We start from the raw sequence: 1,593 nt of genomic DNA, 5'->3' as shown, positions 1-1,593 counted from the left end.
TCCGTTGATGGACTCATGGCGTTGCAGAAATCACCAATAAGACAAAATGCCGCAAGGCAAAACTGAACAAACATTAGTCTAAACCAGACAAAAGGGTTCCATCTTAGCTCTTAAAACACTGTCTTCCCGACAAAAAAGAAAATAAGTTTAGGCAAGCCGGGCCTTGCTTCTCTCTCTTTTGAATATTTGAACACGTATCATTTTCAAATATCTCGTTCTCTAAGCAGTTAGATAATACAGCATTTCTAGGAATAAAGAATTTACAATGAGTGCAAAAGATAAATTCTGATTTGCCACTCTTAATTAGAGGGACATTGTACGAATCCAAACCATTAGAAGTTCTGGCTTGAAAAATAGCAAAAGTACGGCTGCCAGTAATGCCCCGACTAGTATCCTGCCACTTAAAGGAACTGCCAGCGTTAAAGAAGGAGAAAGGGAAGACTTAAAGAAAAGTAGGTAGGGGAGCCTTAAATAGTACGCTAGCGAAATGGCAGCATTAACAATTCCACCTACGAGAAGCCATAATAACCATGATTGACCCTGTATCTGATAACTTTCCCAAAGTGCCGAGAAGATCAGCCATTTGGCAGTAAATCCGACCGTGGGTGGGAGTCCAGCTAAAGCTACCATAATGATGGTAAGAATTACGGATAACCACACGTTTTTTTTGCCTTGCCCAGCGTAATCGGACAATTGTGTTTCGGAACGGGGTAGCAGCAGATCTACGAGTAGGAAGGCACTCATATTGAGCAGAAGATATGCCAGTATGTAAAATGTGGCACTCTCGAATCCCAATGTGCTAAAGGTAACGATTCCTACAAGCAAGTACCCTGCTTGTGCAATGGAAGAATAGGCAAGAAGCCGACGAACGTTTTGCTGCCACAGTGCTGCAACATTTCCTACCGTAATACTTATTAGGGCAATACCTCCTAGTAGCGGCAATAGGTCAGTTGGAAAAGCGCTTGCTACCCGCATGATTACCAGTAGCACGGCAGCTTTTGGGGCGACTGACAAAAACGAAACCAGCGGGGTAGGGGTAGCTTCATATATATCAGGTGTCCAGACATGGAAAGGAACGAGTGACAACTTGAAAAGTAAGCCTCCAATTGCCATTAGCATGGCCACTTGCATTACCAGAGATGTGTTTGCTTCCAATCCCAAACGCATGGCTGAGTCGGTGAGATCTAAGGTACCCGTAAGACCGTAGATGAGTGAAATCCCGTACAACATAACTGCTGAACTAATGGACCCGAAGAGTAGGTATTTCAAACTTCCCTCAGCGGCTTTTTTCGTTGGTGAGAGAGCCACCAGTAGATAGGATGATAGCGAAAGTAACTCCAGCGACAGGTATACAGTGAGCCAGTGCGTCGCCATGCACAGCAGGCACATGCCCAGCACGGCTGCAATAAGTAGCGCATTGAGTTCTGATGGAATTGTGTAGCGCAGTAAGCGTATATGGAGAAGCGTGAAAAGCCATGCACTAATCACTAAAAGTTTGAAAAAGACTGCTTTGTTATCTAAAAACAGGAGGGGTTGAAACCGAAAGGCAGGTACTTCTCCCCATTGGCCCAGTACAAAGCCCAGTGTAAGTAG

General features: G+C 44.5%; 1 protein-coding gene. It reads right to left on the bottom strand.

Going from position 1 to position 1,593, the window contains the following annotated elements; translation table 11 throughout:
• Positions 1-303: 303 nt before the first annotated feature.
• Positions 304-1,593: NADH-quinone oxidoreductase subunit N (locus tag WBQ70_RS05220; protein WP_423911425.1), on the bottom strand; the 1,290-nt coding region annotated here is incomplete at its 5' end.

The sequence above is a fragment of the Flavobacterium sp. genome, assembly GCF_049590715.1.
Classification (GTDB): domain Bacteria; phylum Bacteroidota; class Bacteroidia; order Flavobacteriales; family Flavobacteriaceae; genus Flavobacterium.
Note: the sequence above shows the minus strand (reverse complement) of the source record. Positions and strands in the feature narration are given on the sequence as shown.